Here is an 18,470-nt window from a genome sequence, read left to right as displayed (position 1 = left end):
GCGACAACGCCTTACATTTCAAACGCATGTTCGTCCCTCTGGTTCGGAAATTGCTATCTTCTGCCAGTCTGGCACTTGCCGGTAGCAAGCTTCGCGTGTTCCCAACGCCCCATTTAAGGTTTTAAGGACTGAATAATGAAAAAAGCATGGCTCACTCTTTCTGCACTGGCTCTGTGCCTTGCCGCCGGTAACTCGATGGCCAAGGAGTACAAGGAACTGCGCTTCGGCGTCGATCCGTCCTACGCACCGTTCGAATCCAAAGCCGCCGACGGCAGCCTGGTCGGCTTCGACATCGACCTGGGCAATGCCATCTGTAAAGAGCTGAAAGTCACCTGCAAATGGGTTGAAAGCGACTTCGACGGCATGATCCCTGGCCTCAAGGCCCGTAAATTCGACGGTGTCATCTCCTCGATGACCGTGACACCGGCCCGCGAGAAAGTCATCGACTTCTCCAATGAGCTGTTCTCCGGCCCGACCTCGCTGGTGTTCAAGAAAGGCGCAGGTCTGACCGCCGACCCGGCCAGCCTGAAAGGCAAAACCGTAGGCTATGAGCAAGGCACCATTCAGGAAGCCTACGCCAAAGCCGTGCTGGACAAGGCAGGCGTGACCACCAAGGCCTACGCCAACCAGGATCAGGTGTACGCCGACCTGACGTCCGGTCGCCTGGACGCGTCGATCCAGGACATGCTGCAAGCCGAACTGGGCTTCCTGAAGTCGCCAGCGGGTGCTGATTACGAAGTCAGCAAGCCGGTCGACAGCGAGCTGTTGCCTGCCAAGACCGCCATCGGCATCGCCAAGGGCAACAAAGAGCTGAAAGCGTTGCTGGATAAAGGCATCAAGGCCATGCACGATGACGGCACCTACGCCGAAATCCAGAAAAAACATTTTGGCGACCTGAACCTGTACAGCGGCAAATAACACCCTGACGCCCATCGATTTCGGCGATGATTCGCTGCCCGATCGATGGGCGTTTCCGTCTGTAGACGCAAGGCCTATCCATGCTCGATGCACTCATGCAAAACCTGGGACTCTCGGCGTTCAGCCTGAAGGGCTTTGGCCCGCTGTTGCTGGAAGGCACCTGGATGACCGTCAAACTGGCTGTGCTGTCGCTCGCCCTGAGTATTGTGCTCGGGTTGATCGGAGCCACTGCCAAACTGTCGAGTTCAGCGCTGCTGCGCGTACCGGCACAAATTTATACGACACTGATCCGCGGTGTGCCGGATCTGGTGTTGATGCTGCTGATTTTCTACAGCCTGCAAACCTGGCTCACCCTGCTCACCGACGCGATGGAATGGGAATACATCGAGATCAACCCGTTCGGCGCAGGCGTGATTACGCTGGGCTTCATTTATGGGGCTTACTTCACTGAAACGTTCCGCGGCGCCATTCTGTCCGTGCCTCGCGGCCAGGTGGAGGCGGCAACCGCTTACGGTTTGAAGCGCGGTCAGCGGTTCCGCTATGTCGTGTTCCCGCAAATGATGCGTTACGCCCTGCCGGGGATCGGCAATAACTGGCAAGTGCTGCTCAAGGCCACCGCGCTGGTGTCGATCATCGGCCTGGCCGATCTGGTCAAGGCTTCTCAGGACGCCGGTAAAAGCACGTATCAGCTGTTTTACTTTCTGGTGCTGGCGGCGTTGATCTACCTGATGATCACCAGCGCCTCGAACTTCGCCCTGCGCTGGGCTGAACGGCATTACGCCGCAGGCAGTCGGGAGGCGCAGCGATGATCGAGTTGTTACAGGAATACTGGAAACCCTTCCTTTATACAGACGGCGTCAACGTGACCGGTCTGGCCATGACCATGTGGCTGCTCAGCGCGTCCATCACCATCGGCTTCTGCGTGTCCATTCCACTGTCCATTGCCCGCGTGTCGACAAACCGCTGGGTACGCTGGCCGGTGCAGTTCTACACCTACCTGTTTCGCGGTACACCGCTCTACATCCAGTTGCTGATCTGCTACACCGGCATTTACAGCCTTGCCGCGGTGCGCGAGCAACCGGTTCTGGACGCGTTTTTCCGCGACGCGATGAATTGCACCATTCTGGCGTTCGCCCTGAACACGTGCGCGTACACCACGGAAATCTTCGCCGGTGCGATTCGCAGCATGGCCCACGGTGAAGTCGAAGCGGCCAAGGCCTACGGCCTGACCGGCTGGAAGCTTTATACCTACGTGATCATGCCCTCGGCGCTGCGCCGCTCGTTGCCGTATTACAGCAACGAGGTGATCCTGATGCTGCATTCGACCACGGTAGCGTTCACCGCCACCGTGCCGGACATTCTAAAGGTGGCGCGGGACGCCAATTCCGCGACCTTCATGACGTTCCAGTCGTTCGGCATCGCAGCGGTCATGTACCTGACCGTCACCTTTATTCTGGTCGGACTGTTCCGCCTTGCCGAACGGCGCTGGCTGGCCTTTCTCGGCCCGGTCCGCTGATCATGCGCCATCACACCCACGATCTGCTGTCACCCGTGCCGGGCACTGTCCGGCACGTCCATAGCTTTCATTACGGGCCGCAAGGCGGCTCGCGCAAGGTCTACATTCAGGCCTCGCTGCATGCAGACGAACTGCCGGGCATGCTGGTTGCCTGGTATTTGAAACAGCGCCTGGCCGAACTGGAAAATGCCGGTCGCCTGCGGGGGGAAATCGTCGTGGTGCCCGTGGCCAACCCGATAGGCCTGGAACAGGTGCTGATGGACACGCCGCTGGGCCGCTACGAGCTGGAGAGCGGGCAGAATTTCAATCGTGGCTTCAGCGACCTTGGCGTGCAGGTCGGTGATGATATCGAAGCCCGTCTGACTGACGATCCACAGCAAAACCGTATTTTGGTGCGTACAAGCCTGCTGGCAGCCCTGAACGCTCAAGTCGCAACCACCCAGTTGCAATCGCTGCGCCTGACCCTGCAACGCCTGGCTTGCGATGCCGACATGGTGCTGGACCTGCACTGTGATTTCGAGTCGGTCGAACACCTGTACACCACGCCCGAAGCCTGGCCGAAAGTCGAGCCGTTGTCGCGCTACCTGGGTGCGCAAGCCAGCCTGCTGGCCACCGACTCGGGCGGCCAGTCGTTCGACGAATGCTTCACGCTGGTCTGGTGGCAGTTGCAGCAACGCTTCGGCGAGCGCTTCCCGATCCCGATGGGCAGCTTTTCAGTGACCCTGGAGCTGCGTGGCCAAGGCGATGTGAACCACGCCCTCGCCAGCCGCGACTGTCAGGCGATCATTCATTACCTGATTCACGCCGGCGTCATCGACGGCGAACTGTCGCTGCCGCCCGAATTGCTTTACCCCGCTACGCCACTGGCAGCGGTCGAGCCGGTCGCCACGCCGGTCGGCGGGCTGCTGGTGTTCTGCGCGATGCCTGGCGAGTACGTCGAGGCCGGCCAGTTGATTGCCGAGGTCATCGACCCGATCAGCGATGCCGTGAGCTGCATCCATGCCCTGAATGCCGGCCTGCTGTACGCGCGCTCGCTGCGCCGCATGGCGACCGCAGGCATGGTCATTGCGCACATCGCCGGCACCCAGGCCTATCGCAGCGGCTATCTACTTTCTCCTTGAGGACCTGTCATGTACAAACTGACCATCGATGGCCTGCACAAAAGCTATGGCGACAACGAAGTGCTCAAAGGCGTATCGCTCAAGGCCAGCAGCGGTGATGTGATCTGTTTGATCGGTGCCAGCGGTTCCGGCAAGAGCACCTTTTTGCGCTGCATCAACTTTCTCGAACAGCCCAATGACGGGGCGATGAGCCTGGACGGCAAGCAAGTACGCATGGTCAGCGACAAGCACGGCATGCGCGTGGCGGACGCCGATGAATTGCAACGCATCCGCACGCGCCTGGCGATGGTGTTTCAGCACTTCAACCTGTGGGCACACATGACGGTGCTGGAAAACATCACGATGGCGCCGCGCCGGGTGCTGGGCGTGCCCAAGGCCGAAGCCGAGGCCCGCGCGCGCAAATACCTGGAAAAAGTCGGCCTGCCGGAGCGCGTCGCCGATCAGTACCCGGCGTTCCTGTCCGGCGGTCAGCAACAGCGCGTGGCCATTGCCCGTGCGCTGGCGATGGAACCGGAAATCATGCTGTTCGATGAACCGACCTCGGCACTCGACCCGGAGCTGGTCGGTGAAGTGCTGAAAGTCATTCAGGGCCTGGCCGAAGAAGGCCGGACCATGATTCTGGTCACCCACGAAATGGGCTTCGCCCGCAAGGTGGCCAGCCAGGTGGTGTTCCTGCATCAGGGGCAGATCGAAGAGTCCGGCCACCCGGATGAAGTACTCAACAACCCGAAAAGCGAGCGCTTGCAGCAGTTTTTGAGTGGCAATCTGAAGTAGCGTTTTTTGTGCATGAAGCCTGAACGGCATGCCGATGCGGAGCATCGGCACGACAGTCAGTTAGATGTGTGTCTAGCGATGAGCGCCATAACCATTTAAAACTATTACCCTTTCTTCGCTGTCTCTGACTTAACGCCACTCAGAGCACACGCAAGCGGATGAGCCGACCCACCGACTTCGCCAAACGATGGTTTCTTGCCCGAGGCTGGAAGCCGTTCGCGTTTCAGAAGGACGTCTGGGCGGCGGTCAAAAACGGTGAGTCGGGCCTGTTGCATGCCAGCACCGGCTCGGGCAAGACCTACGCGGTGTGGTTTGCCGCCCTCAATCGTTTCGCCAAAGCCAATACCCTCACCGCCGACAACAAGCCGCGCAAACGCAAACCGCCTGCAGAACCGCTGAGTGTCCTGTGGATCACCCCCATGCGCGCCTTGGCAGCCGACACCGCTCGTGCCCTTGAAGCGCCGCTGGCAGAACTGGATATTCCGTGGTCAGTGGGCCTGCGTACCGGCGACACCAGCGGTAGCGAGCGCGCGCGACAGAGCCGACGGCTGCCATCCGCGCTGATCACCACCCCGGAAAGCCTGACGCTGCTGCTGACCCGCGCCGACGCACAGGTCGCGTTGTCGACGCTGAAAATGGTCGTGGTGGACGAATGGCATGAGCTGATCGGCAACAAACGCGGCGTGCAGTTGCAACTGGCGCTGGCCCGCTTGCGTCAATGGAATCCGCAACTCATCGTGTGGGGCATTTCCGCGACGCTGGGCAATCAGCACCATGCGCAGCAGGTACTGATCGGCGACGGCGGCGTGACCGTGCAAGGCAAGATCGTCAAGGACTTGCAGGTCGATACGCTGTTGCCGCCGTCCATCGAACGCTTCCCGTGGGCCGGGCATATGGGCTTGCGTATGCTGCCGCAGGTGGTCGCCGAGGTGGACAGCAGCGCCAGTTGCCTGGTGTTCACCAACACGCGGGCACAATCGGAAATCTGGTATCAGGCATTGCTGGAAGCGCGCCCGGACTGGGCTGGCCTGATCGCCTTGCACCACGGATCGCTGGCCCGAGAGGTGCGTGACTGGGTCGAGCGAGCCCTGAAAGAAGGTGCGCTCAAAGCGGTGGTCTGCACCTCAAGCCTGGACCTGGGCGTAGACTTCCTGCCCGTCGAGCGCGTGTTGCAAATCGGCTCACCCAAAGGCGTCGCGCGCCTGATGCAACGGGCCGGGCGCTCAGGCCATGCACCGGGGCGTCCTTCTCGCGTCACGCTGGTGCCCACCCACAGCCTGGAGCTGGTCGAAGCCGCCGCGGCTCATGACGCGGTTGCCGCCAGAATGATCGAGCCACGCGAGTCACCGCATCAGCCGCTGGACGTGCTGGTTCAGCACCTGGTCAGCATGGCATTGGGGGGCGGCTTTCTGCCCGATGAACTGCTGGCCGAGGTGCGCAGTGCCTGGGCGTACCGCGACCTGAGCGATGAGCAATGGCAGTGGGCGCTGGCGTTTGTGCGCAACGGCGGCCACTCCCTCACGGCCTACCCCGACTACCGCCGCGCCGAGCCGGACGAACACGGTGTCTGGCGCGTACCGGATGCACGCCTGGCCCGTCGTCACCGCATGAGTGTCGGCACAATCGTCAGTGAAGCCACCGTCAACCTGAAGTACTGGAAAAAAGGCGGCGGTGGCGGCTCGCTGGGCAGCGTCGAAGAAGGTTTCATCGCCAGGCTCAAGCCCGGTGACGGCTTTCTGTTCGGCGGACGTCTGCTGGAGCTGGTCCGGGTAGAAAACATGACGGCCTACGTCAAACGCGCCACGGGCAAGAAGGCCGCCGTGCCGCGCTGGAATGGCGGACGCATGCCGCTGTCCAGCGAACTGGCGGAGGCGGTGGTGGAAAAGTTCGATGCCGCCGCCCGTGGCGAATTCAACAGCCCGGAAATGCAGGCCATCAAACCGCTCCTGGAAGTGCAGCAACAATGGTCCGGCCTGCCACAACGCGATACGCTGCTGGCCGAAACGCTCAAGTCTCGCGAAGGCTGGCACCTTTTTCTTTACCCCTTCGCTGGCCGACATGTCCATCTGGGGTTGGGCAGCTTACTGGCATGGCGCCTGAGCCGCCATCGGCCACTGACCTTTTCCATCGCAGTCAACGACTATGGCCTGGAGTTGCTCAGTGCCAGCGAGATTGACTGGGCGCACGTCTTGCAAACCGATCTGTTCAGCGAAACTGACTTGTTGGCCGATATCATTGCCAGCCTCAACGCGGGCGAACTGGCATTACGGCGGTTTCGCGAAATCGCCCGAATCTCGGGCCTGGTCTTTTCCGGCTACCCCGGCGCAGCCAAAAGCAATCGCCAGCTTCAGGCGTCCAGCGGATTGTTTTTTGAAGTGTTCAAGCAGTATGACGCCGAAAACATGTTGCTGACCCAGGCTGAGGAAGAGGTGCTGCGCCAGGAACTGGACCTGCAGCGCCTGGAGCTGACATTGCGCCAGATCAACAGCCGCAGGCTGGACCTGCATGCCATCAAACGCGCCACGCCGCTGGCGTTTCCGCTGCTGGTCGAGCGTTTTCGCGAAAGCCTCAGTTCGGAAAAACTCGCAGACCGAATTGCCCGCATGGTCCGCGATCTGGAGAAAGCCGCAGGCCCGGAGCATGAACCATGAAACCCTACCAGGCCGTGACGCTGGCGGGTGAAGAGCTGTGGTTGCTGGCCGACAAGGCCATTTACTACCCCGCCGAACGAACATTGCTGATTGCCGACGCGCATTTCGGCAAGGCCGCCGCCTATCGCAAGCTGGGCCAGCCGGTGCCGCACGGTACAACTCAGGAAAACCTGCGACGGCTGGACAGCCTGCTGAACACCTACGCGTGTGATCATCTGATTTTTCTGGGGGACTTTCTGCACGCCCCCGAATCGCATGCTGTTGGCACACTCGCGACGTTGCAGCAGTGGCGGGCGGAACGCTCGACGCTGGCAATTACCCTGATCCGTGGCAACCACGATAAAAGAGCGGGCGATCCGCCGCCCTATCTGGGTATCGAAGTGGTTCCCGAGCCAATGATACTAGGGCCGTTTGCCTTGCAGCATGAACCCGACCCGCACCCCGAACTTCATGTGCTGGCGGGTCACGTCCACCCTGTCTACCGACTGCACGGCCGAGGCCGGCAGAGCTTGCGACTGGCCTGCTTCTACCTTGGTCAGCGGGTCAGCCTGCTGCCCGCCTTTGGCGAATTCACAGGCGGGTTCCGTATCCAGCCGGTGGACGGCTCCGAGGTCTACGTGACCGGTGGCGACGCGGTGTGGCGCGTGCTCTAGCGGCCAGTGTGCCAAGGCTGTGAAAAAAGACGTGAAAACGCCCGCTCCCCATCACGGGAAGCGGGCGCTGATTATTCAGGCCACAGGCGCAGGCGGCGGCTCGTCCGGCACGGTCGGACCACCCGGCTCGGTAGGCTCAGGATAAGGCGTGTCAGGCCCCGGATCACCCGGAATGCCGCCACCGACCATGTTCAGCTCCGGAAGCAGGTCCGAATGAGCCATGAGTGACCAGGCGAGCAGCCCGATCTCATTAAGCGGAGGAGATTGAGCCTGTTCAGAGATTTTGAAAGTAGTCTTCATAGGGCACTCCAGATCAAAGGCCTTCGCACACAACGATTATGCGAAAGCATGTGAGCAGATAGAGTACGAAATAGAGTATTAATTCAATTCCACTAATCACCTGTCCCGCAAATCAGGTGCGCGGCAGGGTCACGCCGCGCTGGCCCTGGTACTTGCCGCCCCGATCCTTATAGGAAACTTCGCATTCCTCATCGGATTCCAGAAACAGCATCTGCGCCACGCCTTCATTGGCGTAGATCTTGGCCGGCAGTGTAGTGGTGTTGGAAAACTCCAGCGTCACATGACCTTCCCACTCAGGCTCGAGCGGCGTCACGTTGACGATAATGCCGCAACGCGCGTAGGTGCTTTTGCCCAGACAGATCGTCAGGACATTACGCGGAATGCGGAAATATTCCACGGTGCGTGCCAGCGCGAACGAGTTCGGCGGGATGATGCACACGTCACTTTTGATATCGACAAAACTTTTTTCATCGAAATTTTTCGGGTCGACCGTGGCCGAATTGATGTTGGTGAACACCTTGAACTCGTCTGCGCAGCGAACGTCGTAACCGTAGCTGGACACGCCAAAGGAGATCACGCGATCGGCACCTTCGCCACGCACCTGACGCTCCACGAAGGGCTCGATCATCCCGTGTTCCTGCGCCATGCGGCGAATCCACTTGTCCGATTTGATGCTCATGGCGATGTCCTGAATAGCGAGGTAAAAAAGTTATCCGGCATCTTACCGGGGTGGGGCCGACGGTTCAAAGGCCACGGCGAGAGAGTTTGGGGGCCGCGCGACGTCGATTGGCTGCGAATGGAAATAATCATCAACAGACCATTGGCACGTTCGAAAAAAAGGGTTAAGGTGGCGTCACTGTGTTGCTTGTGTCACTGAGAATCTCTACACGATGTTGAATTTCGATCCAACCATCTCCATGAATTTTCCAGCTCTTTGCACTCAGTCTCGGCCAGGGCTCTTCCTACGCCGCAGTTAACTTTGTCCAAGGAGATATACTATGTCCAATCGCCAAACTGGTACCGTTAAGTGGTTCAACGATGAAAAAGGCTTCGGCTTCATCACTCCACAATCCGGTGACGACCTGTTCGTACACTTCAAAGCTATCCAATCCGACGGCTTCAAAAGCCTGAAAGAAGGCCAACAGGTTTCTTTCATCGCTACCCGCGGTCAGAAAGGCATGCAAGCTGAAGAAGTTCAAGTTATCTAACTTGTACTGATTCGCTTAAAAACCCCGCCCTTAAAAGCGGGGTTTTTTATTGCCTGCGATTTGAGCATGTGCGCAGGCACCTCAACTGACCGAGGGAGACAGAACCACTACCGCCTCCCCCGTCGCATCGCTACCGCCTCAGTCGTCGCTGACTGAAATGGTCGGCATGGCCGGGCTTGCAGCTTCCTGCAGCACAATTCGCGCACCGACGTGACGTGCCAGTTCCTGATAGACCATCGCAATCTGACTTTCCGGCTCGGCAATCGCTGTCGGCTTGCCGCCATCTGCCTGCTCGCGAATCAGCATCGACAGTGGCAGCGACGCCAGCAACTCGACATCGTATTGCGACGCCAGCTTCTCACCTCCGCCTTCGCCGAACAGGTGCTCGGCATGGCCGCAGTTCGAACAGATATGCACCGCCATGTTCTCCACGACGCCCAGCACCGGAATGCTGACCTTGCGGAACATTTCGACACCCTTCTTCGCATCCAGCAGCGCCAGATCCTGAGGTGTCGTGACGATCACGGCTCCCGCGACCGGGACCTTCTGCGCCAGCGTCAACTGAATATCGCCGGTGCCCGGCGGCATGTCGATGACCAGGTAATCCAGATCATTCCAGGCGGTCTGCGTGACCAGTTGCAGCAACGCACCCGAGACCATCGGGCCGCGCCAGACCATCGGCGTGTTGTCGTCGGTCAGAAAAGCCATCGACATCACGTCGATGCCGTGCGCTTCGATGGGCACGAACCACTTCTGATCCTTGATCTTCGGTCGCGTGCCTTCGGGGATGCCAAACATCACTCCCTGACTCGGACCGTAGATATCCGCGTCAAGAATCCCGACCCTAGCACCTTCACGGGACAACGCCAGCGCCAGATTAGCGGCGGTGGTGGACTTGCCGACACCGCCTTTGCCAGAGGCAACAGCGACGATATTTTTCACATTGGCGAGACCCGGGATCTGACTCTGCGCCTTGTGCGCGCCGATCACACTTTTTATGTCGACGCTGGCGGACGTCACACCGTCCAGGTTCTCGATGGCGGTCTTGAGGACCTGCGCCCAGCCGTTTCTGAACAGGGCGGCGGCATAACCCAGCTCGAGCTGCACGCTGACGTGCGCCCCCTGAATATCAATGGACCTGACGCAGCCGGCACTGACCGGGTCCAGGTTCATGTAAGGGTCGGTGTACTGGCGAAGAATCGTCTCCACCGCTGCGCGATTGACTGCGCTCATGGGCTTACTCCGAAAAAAGACTGACTGAAACAGGCGGCTATCGTACCTGTTCTGTCAGGCACCCACATGATTTCAGCTTGCTTTCAGGAGCATTCCCACAGCTGCGCGGGGTGAAAAAAATTGCTCAGACCTTTATAGTGGCCGACCTCCGTTTCACTTCAAGTAGCCGAGCCCCATGTCCGAGCCACGCAAGATTCTCGTTACCAGCGCCCTGCCCTATGCCAATGGTCCTGTTCACCTTGGCCACATGCTCGAGTACATCCAGACCGACATGTGGGTGCGCTTCCAGAAGCACCGCGGCAACTCGTGCATTTATGTCTGTGCGGACGACGCTCACGGTTCGGCAATCATGTTGCGCGCCGAGAAAGAAGGCATCACCCCGGAGCAACTGATCGACAACGTCAAGGCTGAACACAGCGCCGACTTTGACGACTTCCTGGTGGACTTCGACAATTTCCACTCGACGCACTCGGACGAAAACCGCGAGCTGTCGAGCATGATCTACACGCGCTTGCGCGATGCCGGTCATATCGCCACGCGTTCGGTCACTCAGTATTTCGATCCGGAAAAGAACATGTTTCTGGCCGACCGCTTCATCAAGGGCACCTGCCCTAAATGTGCGGCAGAAGACCAGTACGGCGATAACTGCGAAAAATGCGGTGCCACCTACGCGCCAACTGACCTGAAAGATCCCAAGTCAGCGATTTCCGGCGCGACGCCCGTCCTCAAGGATTCGAAACACTTCTTCTTCGATCTGCCAGCCTTCGACGCCATGCTGAAAAGCTGGACGCGCAGCGGCACCTTGCAGGACGCGGTTGCCAACAAGATCGCCGAGTGGCTGGACAGCGGCCTGCAACAATGGGACATCTCCCGCGATGCACCGTATTTCGGCTTTGAAATTCCCGACGAGCCGGGCAAATACTTCTACGTATGGCTCGACGCCCCCATTGGTTACATGGCCAGCTTCAAGAACCTGTGTGCGCGCCGTCCGGACCTGGACTTCGATGCGTACTGGGGCAAGGAAGCGACCACCGAGCTTTACCATTTCATCGGCAAGGACATCGTCAATTTCCACGCCCTGTTCTGGCCCGCCATGCTCGAAGGCGCAGGCCTGCGCAAGCCGACCGGCATCAACGTTCATGGCTATCTGACGGTCAACGGCCAGAAGATGTCGAAGTCACGCGGCACCTTTATCAAGGCGCGTACCTATCTCGACCATCTGTCACCCGAGTACCTGCGTTATTACTACGCATCGAAGCTGGGCCGTGGCGTGGATGACCTGGACCTGAACCTCGAAGACTTCGTGCAGAAGGTCAACTCCGACCTGATCGGCAAAGTGGTCAACATCGCCAGCCGTTGCGCCGGATTCATCCACAAGGGCAATGCCGGCGTGATGGTCGAGGCCAATGCTGCGCCTGAACTGACCGAAGCGTTTCTGGCCGCCGCACCGAGCATCGCCGACGCCTACGAGGCTCGCGACTTCGCACGTGCCATGCGCGAAACAATGGCGCTGGCCGACCGCGCAAATGCCTACATCGCAGAGAAGGCCCCCTGGGCGCTGGCCAAGCAGGAAGGCAAGCAGGACGAGGTTCAGGCTGTCTGCGCCCTGGGCATCAACCTGTTCCGTCAACTGGTCATCTTCCTCAAGCCGGTACTGCCGAACCTGGCCGCTGACGCTGAAAAATTCCTCAACGTCGCGCCACTGACCTGGGACGATCACACGACCCTGCTGGTCAATCATCAGCTCAATCCGTTCTCGGCGCTGATGACCCGGATCGATCCGGCCAAGGTAGAGGCCATGGCGGCTGCGTCCAGAGAAGACCTGACGGCTACCAGCACAGACGCCGCCGATAAGGCCCCCGTCGGCAATGGTGAGCTGACGAAAGACCCACTGTCTGCGGAAATAGACTTCGACGCCTTTGCAGCCGTCGACCTGCGCGTGGCACTGATTCTCAAAGCCGAACACGTGGAAGGCGCCGACAAGCTGTTGCGCCTGACACTCGACATCGGCGACGAGCAGCGCAACGTTTTCTCCGGCATCAAGAGCGCCTATCCGAACCCGTCCGAGCTGGAAGGCCGTCTGACCATGATGATCGCCAACCTCAAGCCACGAAAAATGCGCTTCGGCATCTCGGAAGGCATGGTGATGGCGGCAGGCCCGGGCGGTGAAGAAATCTACCTGCTCAGCCCGGACAGCGGTGCCAAGCCAGGCCAACGCATCAAGTAAACCAGACAAGGCCCGGTATCCGCTCGATAACAGCGGATATCGGGCCTTCGTGCATTCGCAAGCCCCCTGATATGGCCGATAATGCGCCTTTCGGAAGACAGATCACCTGTCGATTACCTGGCACGATCATGACTGAATCGATTCGCATACTTCCCGGCGTGGACCTGATCCGGAGTATCGATGCCCTGCTGCCCCAGACTCAGTGCGGCAAATGCGGGCATTCCGGCTGTCAGCCCTATGCAGAGGGTATTGCCGGCGGTGAAGCCATCAACAAATGCCCGCCGGGCGGTGATGAAACCATTGCTCAACTGGCCGGGCTGTTGTCTGTTCCCGTGTTGCCACTGGACACGGAACGCGGCGCAGCGCCCGCTCAGGTCGCGTTCATTCGCGAGGCCGAGTGCATCGGCTGCACCAAATGCATCCAGGCCTGCCCGGTGGACGCCATTGTCGGTGCGGCAAAGTTGATGCACACGGTGATCATTGACGAATGTACGGGCTGCGATCTGTGCGTCGCTCCTTGCCCGGTGGACTGCATTGAAATGCATCCGCTGCCACTGGCAACCGTCACCCCGATCACCGGCGGCCTGGCCCCCACCGTTGACCTGCAACTGGCTCGCCAGCACAAGCGTACTCGAGCACGGCTGCGTTACGACTCACGAAATGCACGACTGCGCCGCGAACAGCAGGCCCGGCTGGCAGAACGTGTCGCCCGCTCACAACGCGCCGAGTCCCTTCGTGAAGCCGCGCCTCAAGCTGCCGTGAAACCGCTGCGAAACAACAGGACTGAAGCGCCGGACGAAGCAACGAAAAAAGCCAGGATTGCGCTGGCCATGAGTCGTGCCCAGCTCAACAAGTCGCTCAAGGCCTTTGGTCACCCGCCCATTGCGGAACAGGCAGCGCGGCTGGTGGAACTGCAACGCGAATACGAGGCCGCCGAACAGGCACTGGAGGCGCTTCTCTCAGCGTCTGCCCCGATCAACTCCGAGGAAATGCGCCGTCCATGAATGCCGCAAAACGTCAGGAAATATTCCGCAGGCTGCATGAAGACAATCCGGACCCCAAAACCGAGCTGGCCTACACCACACCGTTTGAACTGCTGATCGCTGTGATTCTTTCCGCTCAGGCCACCGATGTGAGCGTCAACAAGGCGACCGCCAGGCTTTATCCGGTTGCCAACACACCGCAGGCGATATACGACCTCGGCGTTGAGGGGCTTTCCGGGTACATCAAGACAATCGGCCTCTACAACAGCAAAGCCAAAAATGTGATTGAAACCTGCCGGATGCTGATCGAGCTGCACAATGGCGAAGTACCCCAAACCCGTGAAGCGCTAGAAGCTTTACCGGGGGTTGGGCGCAAGACAGCCAACGTCGTACTCAACACGGCTTTCCGCCAGATCGCGATGGCTGTGGACACGCACATCTTTCGCGTGAGCAACCGTACAGGCATCGCACCGGGGAAAAACGTGGTGGAGGTCGAGAAGCAGTTAATGAAGTTCGTGCCGAAAAATTACCTGCTCGATGCGCACCACTGGCTGATCCTGCACGGACGCTATGTATGCCAGGCACGCAAGCCGCGCTGTGGCAGTTGCCGCATCGAAGATCTGTGCGATTACAAACACAAGACGTCCGACGATTGAGCCAGCCGGGCGATTGCTGTCTCATCGATTGAAAAAATCTTTTTTACCCGCCTGTGGATTGTCGATATAAGAGGCGCCAGAGAAAGCCCAAGCCCTGGAGTCAACTTCATGAGTACTGGCAACGAGCAGCTGGACGTCGATGACGACATCGTCGTGGTCGAAACGGACGACACAGAACCTGTGGTTGTGGAGGCGGCGAAAACCAACCTGAGCAAGCGACGCACCATCGACAACCTGCTTGAAGAGCGGCGCTTGCAAAAGCAACTGGCCGATTACGACTTCGACCTGTAAATCGCGGCACCCGCCAGGGCAGCCCCTCAAAGAGAGGTTTCCCTGCCGGGGCAGCAGGCCGGCTTTTCGTAAAAAGCCGGATACCAGACAAACATGACCCGCTTCAGACAAGCCCGTTACGCTGGGCTAGCTCGATCAGATCAACCAGCGAATGCGCATTGAGCTTGAGTAATAAACGCGTTTTGTAAGTGCTGACGGTCTTGTTGCTGAGAAACATGCCGTCTGCAATTTCCTTGTTGGTCTTGCCTCTCGCCAACTGCTGCAGCACCATCATTTCCCTGCCGGAAAGACGGTCTACCATGTCCGATTCGCTCGCATTTCCCATGCTGGAGCGAACAGTGTGCAACGCCTGGTTGGGGAAGTAGCTGTACCCTGAAAGCACCGCCTTGATAGCACTGAGCAGCTCGGTCAGGTCCTGTTGCTTGCAGACATACCCGGCAGCCCCCGCCTGCATGCAGCGCATGGAGAAGTGACCGGGTGCCTGGGAAGTCAGGATCAGAACCTTGAACGGCAACGTCATCGCTGACAAGCGGGCGATAACTTCCAGGCCGTCGAGCTTGGGGATACCAATGTCGAGAATGACAATATCAGGAAGGTGCTCACGCGCCATCTGCAACGCATCCACACCGTTATCAGTCTCCGCAACGACCTCATAGCCATGACGCTCCATCAGCATGCGTACAGCAAGGCGAATGACAGGATGATCATCCACGATCAGCACTTTATTCATGGGCAGTCCATTTTTCGCTATTCGAATTTTCAGAGCCAGCACAATAGCTTAGTCGTTTACTGCTTTGCATTGCGCTCACCCTTAAGGACTGACAGCCAAAGACCATTCCTACAAGTACAGCAGAAACTTCCTACAAAACTCGGCACTAACGTACATTTTTTATTAATTTTCACTGAGCCTTCCTTTTCGGAACCTGGTGAAGGGTTGCTGCTGGCGTAACGGCATAAGCATGCACAACACCAGCAGACAAATGAATATGGCAAAACCGGACCAGACTTTTCATCTCCAAAAAATGATTGTGCTCACGCACCCCACATTCTGGAGGGCAATCGATGACGGTCAGTCATACCTTACATACGTAAACTGTGATTAAAAATTACACATCGAATACAGAATATTGTACAAATATTTATTTAAAGAAAACCCCTACTTACTTGAAAGAACTTTCCTACAATCAAAGCGCCGGAGTGAACAGCCGCCCCCTCAGGGTAACCGCGAACTGAAGCCATGAGCGCTCAGCAGCCCAAACCTATGCTGTTGTAAAATCTTACAGACACCATAGCATAAGCCTACGTCATTCAAGACTATAAATAGCTCATTCGACAAGTAGCAAATACTAGTTTTCATTTCAGATCCAGCCACGTCCAAGCGAATAGGAAACGTACTACAGAAATCAGAGACGTAAAAATAAAACATGTAAGATCTTATAAAAGCCTTCAAACCAATCCCTTCAAGCCGCCATTTTTTACTTGCAAATTTTATTACCAGTCGTTACTTTTTTGACAACAACTTTGTTATTTACTGCCATTGAATACGACTTCCCATGAAGCTATATCAATACGCAGTGCGCTCATGCACTTCATGAGCAACAGTATTTAGACGGGCACGGTGTATGTCACCGACCGGATGGATTCGGGCAATAAGCCATGGCCGATCAGGCACCGCTGCCTTTTGACAAGACTTCGAGGTGTCTGGCAACTCTTTTGAATGGGCCATGTGTATAACCATGTTCAAAAAGGGACCTACCATGAACAACAAACACGCTCGTTCATTTTCAACCCCCCGCACCGCTCTGGAACTGGCCACGGCCGTGGAACAGTTTGTCGCCACCGGCGGGGTTATCGCTGTCATACCCGACGGTGAAACAGCGGTTTCATCGAACCCGCCGCTCACCGATACGCCGACCGATCTTGAACTCACGGGCAAAGTGGAATTACTGAAGTGCCTTGTTGCAAAGGGCGCAGGCGTCAATGCATTGCAGTATTCATTGCGCATGACCAAAAAGGACGTTCGCCAACTGGCGACGGAAAACAAGGTAAAGATACACTTCAGCCAGCCCATGCGCAGCCTCAGGAGAGAAGCGCGCCACGACCCCTCGGCTGTCGACGATGTCGTTGCCGGCCACGCCATGCATTATTCGGCGCTGGGCTATACCGCCGCCGAAATCGCGCAAGTGCTCGACCTCAGCGTCCGGCAGGTCTGGAATATCGGCAGGGACTATCGGTATGAGTTCAGGCAGCAACGAGACAGCCATACGCCCGATCAACCTGAACCAACTTCAAAGGATGGCGACACGCAGCCTTCATAAAACCCTTGTATTGAAAACAACTGCTGCGTGAAGAATACGGGACGCGCGGTAGAACCTTCTGATGATCCCGCCTTTAACAGCGACACACAGTGTAGGAAAACACTACAGGGTTTAGAAATTTTGTATTGCCGTGCAAGAAGACGTTCACCTGCAGGCACTGTACTTATAAACACGGTGTCACACACCGTCTTGATAAACTTGACGCCCTGAGCAAGTTATCAGGGAAACTTAATACCGATAAACGATTGCCTGGAGCGCGTTGCGCGTCAGCCAGCATTAAAGTGGAGCCCCGCGAAGGGCTCCACTCGTCAAACCGCTTATTGCTTTCAGAACAGCTTGCGGCCTTTGTTGGCGGCAATACGCATGCGCAGCGCGTTCAGCTTGATGAAGCCCGCAGCGTCAGCCTGATCGTAGGCACCTGCATCGTCTTCGAAGGTTGCGATGTTGGCATCGAACAGCGAATCGTCGGACTTGCGGCCCGTCACGATCACGTTGCCTTTATACAGCTTCAGGCGCACAACGCCGTTCACGTGAGCCTGAGAGGCGTCGATCATCTGTTGCAGCATCAGACGCTCAGGGCTCCACCAGTAGCCGGTGTAGATCAGGCTGGCGTACTTGGCCATCAGCTCGTCCTTGAGGTGAGCGACTTCGCGGTCAAGGGTGATCGATTCGATTGCACGGTGAGCACGCAGCATGATGGTGCCGCCCGGGGTTTCGTAACAGCCGCGGGACTTCATGCCCACGTAACGGTTTTCAACGATGTCCAGGCGCCCGATGCCATTTTCGCCGCCAATGCGGTTCAAGGTCGCCAACACAGTGGCCGGGGTCATCTCGACGCCGTCCAGCGCAACGATATCGCCGTTGCGATAGGTCAGCTCAAGATAGGTTGCAACGTTCGGCGCGTCCTCAGGGGACTTGGTCCAGCGCCACATGTCTTCTTCGTGCTCGGTCCAGGTGTCTTCCAGCACGCCGCCTTCATAGGAAATATGCAGCAGGTTGGCGTCCATCGAGTACGGAGATTTCTTCTTGCCGTGACGCTCGATCGGGATGTTGTGCTTTTCGGCGTAATCCATCAGCTTTTCACGCGACAGCAGATCCCACTCGCGCCACGGAGCAATTACCTTGACGCCAGGCTTGAGCGCGTAAGCACCCAGTTCGAAACGTACCTGATCGTTGCCCTTGCCGGTCGCACCATGAGAAATGGCGTCAGCGCCGGTTTCGTTGGCGATTTCGATCAGACGCTTGGCAATCAGCGGACGTGCGATGGAAGTACCCAGCAGGTACTCGCCTTCATAGACGGTGTTGGCACGGAACATCGGGAACACGAAATCGCGCACGAATTCTTCGCGCAGGTCATCGATGTAGATTTCTTTGACGCCCATGGCTTGAGCCTTGGCGCGTGCCGGTTCGACTTCTTCACCCTGACCCAGGTCAGCGGTAAAAGTCACCACTTCGCAGTTGTACGTATCTTGCAGCCACTTGAGGATTACCGAAGTATCCAGGCCACCGGAATACGCGAGAACTACCTTGTTTACGTCCGCCATGCCATCACTCCACCGGGTTGTACGGAAAACCGTCGATTCTACCGTTCAAACCAGCAAATTTACAGGGGCGCGACAGC

General features: G+C 58.0%; 18 protein-coding genes. 13 read left to right on the top strand and 5 right to left on the bottom strand.

What is annotated here, in order from left to right; genetic code table 11:
• The first annotated feature begins 135 nt into the window (after nt 1–135).
• The 7 genes from BW686_RS01140 to pdeM all read left to right on the top strand — a co-directional run bounded on the left by BW686_RS01140 (nt 136) and on the right by pdeM (nt 7,633).
• Entirely contained in the window at nt 136–918 is a 783-nt protein-coding gene (locus BW686_RS01140) for a transporter substrate-binding domain-containing protein (protein ID WP_084913827.1), read from the top strand.
• A gap of 80 nt (nt 919–998) precedes the next feature.
• Nucleotides 999–1,727, top strand: a complete 729-nt coding sequence (locus tag BW686_RS01135; RefSeq protein WP_084913826.1) for an ABC transporter permease — start codon at nt 999–1,001, stop codon at nt 1,725–1,727.
• Nucleotides 1,724–2,434 (top strand): ABC transporter permease, encoded by a 711-nt coding sequence (locus BW686_RS01130; RefSeq protein ID WP_084913825.1) that lies wholly within the window; start codon nt 1,724–1,726, stop codon nt 2,432–2,434. The genes BW686_RS01135 and BW686_RS01130 overlap by 4 nt, the downstream gene beginning before the upstream one ends.
• Before the next feature lie 2 nt (nt 2,435–2,436).
• Nucleotides 2,437–3,555, top strand: a complete 1,119-nt coding sequence (locus tag BW686_RS01125) for a succinylglutamate desuccinylase/aspartoacylase family protein (protein WP_084913824.1) — start codon at nt 2,437–2,439, stop codon at nt 3,553–3,555.
• A gap of 9 nt (nt 3,556–3,564) precedes the next feature.
• Nucleotides 3,565–4,329 (top strand): ABC transporter ATP-binding protein, encoded by a 765-nt coding sequence (locus tag BW686_RS01120; RefSeq protein ID WP_084913823.1) that lies wholly within the window; start codon nt 3,565–3,567, stop codon nt 4,327–4,329.
• A 158-nt stretch (nt 4,330–4,487) separates the two neighbouring features.
• A complete protein-coding gene (locus tag BW686_RS01115) occupies nt 4,488–6,980 on the top strand; it encodes a ligase-associated DNA damage response DEXH box helicase (protein WP_084913822.1) in 2,493 nt (830 codons plus the stop codon).
• On the top strand, nt 6,977–7,633 hold the full coding sequence (gene pdeM, locus BW686_RS01110; protein WP_084913821.1) for a ligase-associated DNA damage response endonuclease PdeM: 657 nt from the start codon (nt 6,977–6,979) through the stop codon (nt 7,631–7,633). Before BW686_RS01115 ends, pdeM begins: the two co-directional genes overlap by 4 nt.
• A gap of 75 nt (nt 7,634–7,708) precedes the next feature.
• Here pdeM and BW686_RS01105 read toward each other — a convergent pair whose 3' ends face one another.
• Nucleotides 7,709–7,933, bottom strand: a complete 225-nt coding sequence (locus tag BW686_RS01105) for a hypothetical protein (protein WP_084913820.1) — start codon at nt 7,931–7,933, stop codon at nt 7,709–7,711.
• 112 nt (nt 7,934–8,045) lie between these two features.
• On the bottom strand, nt 8,046–8,612 hold the full coding sequence (dcd, locus tag BW686_RS01100) for a dCTP deaminase (RefSeq protein WP_002554836.1): 567 nt from the start codon (nt 8,610–8,612) through the stop codon (nt 8,046–8,048).
• 319 nt (nt 8,613–8,931) lie between these two features.
• On the opposite strand from dcd, the gene BW686_RS01095 reads away from it, so the two are divergent.
• Nucleotides 8,932–9,141, top strand: coding sequence for a cold-shock protein (locus tag BW686_RS01095; RefSeq protein WP_002554837.1), 210 nt, complete (start codon nt 8,932–8,934; stop codon nt 9,139–9,141).
• Between the two features lie 138 nt (nt 9,142–9,279).
• Here BW686_RS01095 and apbC read toward each other — a convergent pair whose 3' ends face one another.
• Nucleotides 9,280–10,374, bottom strand: a complete 1,095-nt coding sequence (gene apbC, locus BW686_RS01090; RefSeq protein WP_084913819.1) for an iron-sulfur cluster carrier protein ApbC — start codon at nt 10,372–10,374, stop codon at nt 9,280–9,282.
• Nucleotides 10,375–10,549: 175 nt separating this feature from the next.
• On the opposite strand from apbC, the gene metG reads away from it, so the two are divergent.
• From metG to BW686_RS01070, 4 genes are all read left to right on the top strand, one after another.
• A complete protein-coding gene (gene metG, locus BW686_RS01085) occupies nt 10,550–12,601 on the top strand; it encodes a methionine--tRNA ligase (protein ID WP_084913818.1) in 2,052 nt (683 codons plus the stop codon).
• 128 nt (nt 12,602–12,729) lie between these two features.
• Nucleotides 12,730–13,605, top strand: a complete 876-nt coding sequence (gene rsxB / locus BW686_RS01080) for an electron transport complex subunit RsxB (RefSeq protein WP_084913817.1) — start codon at nt 12,730–12,732, stop codon at nt 13,603–13,605.
• A complete protein-coding gene (gene nth / locus BW686_RS01075; RefSeq protein ID WP_005889358.1) occupies nt 13,602–14,240 on the top strand; it encodes an endonuclease III in 639 nt (212 codons plus the stop codon). The genes rsxB and nth overlap by 4 nt, the downstream gene beginning before the upstream one ends.
• Before the next feature lie 108 nt (nt 14,241–14,348).
• Nucleotides 14,349–14,531 (top strand): PA3496 family putative envelope integrity protein, encoded by a 183-nt coding sequence (locus BW686_RS01070; RefSeq protein ID WP_084913816.1) that lies wholly within the window; start codon nt 14,349–14,351, stop codon nt 14,529–14,531.
• A 103-nt stretch (nt 14,532–14,634) separates the two neighbouring features.
• On the opposite strand, the gene BW686_RS01065 is transcribed toward BW686_RS01070, so the two are convergent.
• On the bottom strand, nt 14,635–15,261 hold the full coding sequence (locus BW686_RS01065; protein WP_005889354.1) for a response regulator transcription factor: 627 nt from the start codon (nt 15,259–15,261) through the stop codon (nt 14,635–14,637).
• A 1,027-nt stretch (nt 15,262–16,288) separates the two neighbouring features.
• On the opposite strand from BW686_RS01065, the gene BW686_RS01060 reads away from it, so the two are divergent.
• The gene (locus BW686_RS01060; RefSeq protein WP_256897949.1) at nt 16,289–16,849 is read left to right on the top strand and encodes a hypothetical protein; all 561 of its coding nucleotides are present in this window, start codon (nt 16,289–16,291) and stop codon (nt 16,847–16,849) included.
• A gap of 326 nt (nt 16,850–17,175) precedes the next feature.
• Here the strand turns inward: BW686_RS01060 and BW686_RS01055 are convergent, their stop codons facing one another.
• Nucleotides 17,176–18,393, bottom strand: a complete 1,218-nt coding sequence (locus BW686_RS01055; RefSeq protein ID WP_003412906.1) for an argininosuccinate synthase — start codon at nt 18,391–18,393, stop codon at nt 17,176–17,178.
• Between the last annotated feature and the right edge of the window lie 77 nt (nt 18,394–18,470).

This window comes from Pseudomonas syringae, assembly GCF_002157375.1.
In the GTDB taxonomy this organism is placed as follows: Bacteria; Pseudomonadota; Gammaproteobacteria; order Pseudomonadales; family Pseudomonadaceae; genus Aquipseudomonas; species Aquipseudomonas syringae_T.
Note: the sequence above shows the minus strand (reverse complement) of the source record. Positions and strands in the feature narration are given on the sequence as shown.

Bases quoted from the DNA above. Each gene is read 5' to 3' on its own strand.
- BW686_RS01140 (WP_084913827.1), top strand. From the start codon at position 136: ATGAAAAAAGCATGGCTCACTCTTTCTGCACTGGCTCTGTGCCTTGCC.
- BW686_RS01135 (WP_084913826.1), top strand. From the start codon at position 999: ATGCTCGATGCACTCATGCAAAACCTGGGACTCTCGGCGTTCAGCCTG.
- BW686_RS01130 (WP_084913825.1), top strand. From the start codon at position 1,724: ATGATCGAGTTGTTACAGGAATACTGGAAACCCTTCCTTTATACAGAC.
- BW686_RS01125 (WP_084913824.1), top strand. From the start codon at position 2,437: ATGCGCCATCACACCCACGATCTGCTGTCACCCGTGCCGGGCACTGTC.
- BW686_RS01120 (WP_084913823.1), top strand. From the start codon at position 3,565: ATGTACAAACTGACCATCGATGGCCTGCACAAAAGCTATGGCGACAAC.
- BW686_RS01115 (WP_084913822.1), top strand. From the start codon at position 4,488: ATGAGCCGACCCACCGACTTCGCCAAACGATGGTTTCTTGCCCGAGGC.
- pdeM (WP_084913821.1), top strand. From the start codon at position 6,977: ATGAAACCCTACCAGGCCGTGACGCTGGCGGGTGAAGAGCTGTGGTTG.
- BW686_RS01105 (WP_084913820.1), bottom strand. From the start codon at position 7,933: ATGAAGACTACTTTCAAAATCTCTGAACAGGCTCAATCTCCTCCGCTT.
- dcd (WP_002554836.1), bottom strand. From the start codon at position 8,612: ATGAGCATCAAATCGGACAAGTGGATTCGCCGCATGGCGCAGGAACAC.
- BW686_RS01095 (WP_002554837.1), top strand. From the start codon at position 8,932: ATGTCCAATCGCCAAACTGGTACCGTTAAGTGGTTCAACGATGAAAAA.
- apbC (WP_084913819.1), bottom strand. From the start codon at position 10,374: ATGAGCGCAGTCAATCGCGCAGCGGTGGAGACGATTCTTCGCCAGTAC.
- metG (WP_084913818.1), top strand. From the start codon at position 10,550: ATGTCCGAGCCACGCAAGATTCTCGTTACCAGCGCCCTGCCCTATGCC.
- rsxB (WP_084913817.1), top strand. From the start codon at position 12,730: ATGACTGAATCGATTCGCATACTTCCCGGCGTGGACCTGATCCGGAGT.
- nth (WP_005889358.1), top strand. From the start codon at position 13,602: ATGAATGCCGCAAAACGTCAGGAAATATTCCGCAGGCTGCATGAAGAC.
- BW686_RS01070 (WP_084913816.1), top strand. From the start codon at position 14,349: ATGAGTACTGGCAACGAGCAGCTGGACGTCGATGACGACATCGTCGTG.
- BW686_RS01065 (WP_005889354.1), bottom strand. From the start codon at position 15,261: ATGAATAAAGTGCTGATCGTGGATGATCATCCTGTCATTCGCCTTGCT.
- BW686_RS01060 (WP_256897949.1), top strand. From the start codon at position 16,289: ATGAACAACAAACACGCTCGTTCATTTTCAACCCCCCGCACCGCTCTG.
- BW686_RS01055 (WP_003412906.1), bottom strand. From the start codon at position 18,393: ATGGCGGACGTAAACAAGGTAGTTCTCGCGTATTCCGGTGGCCTGGAT.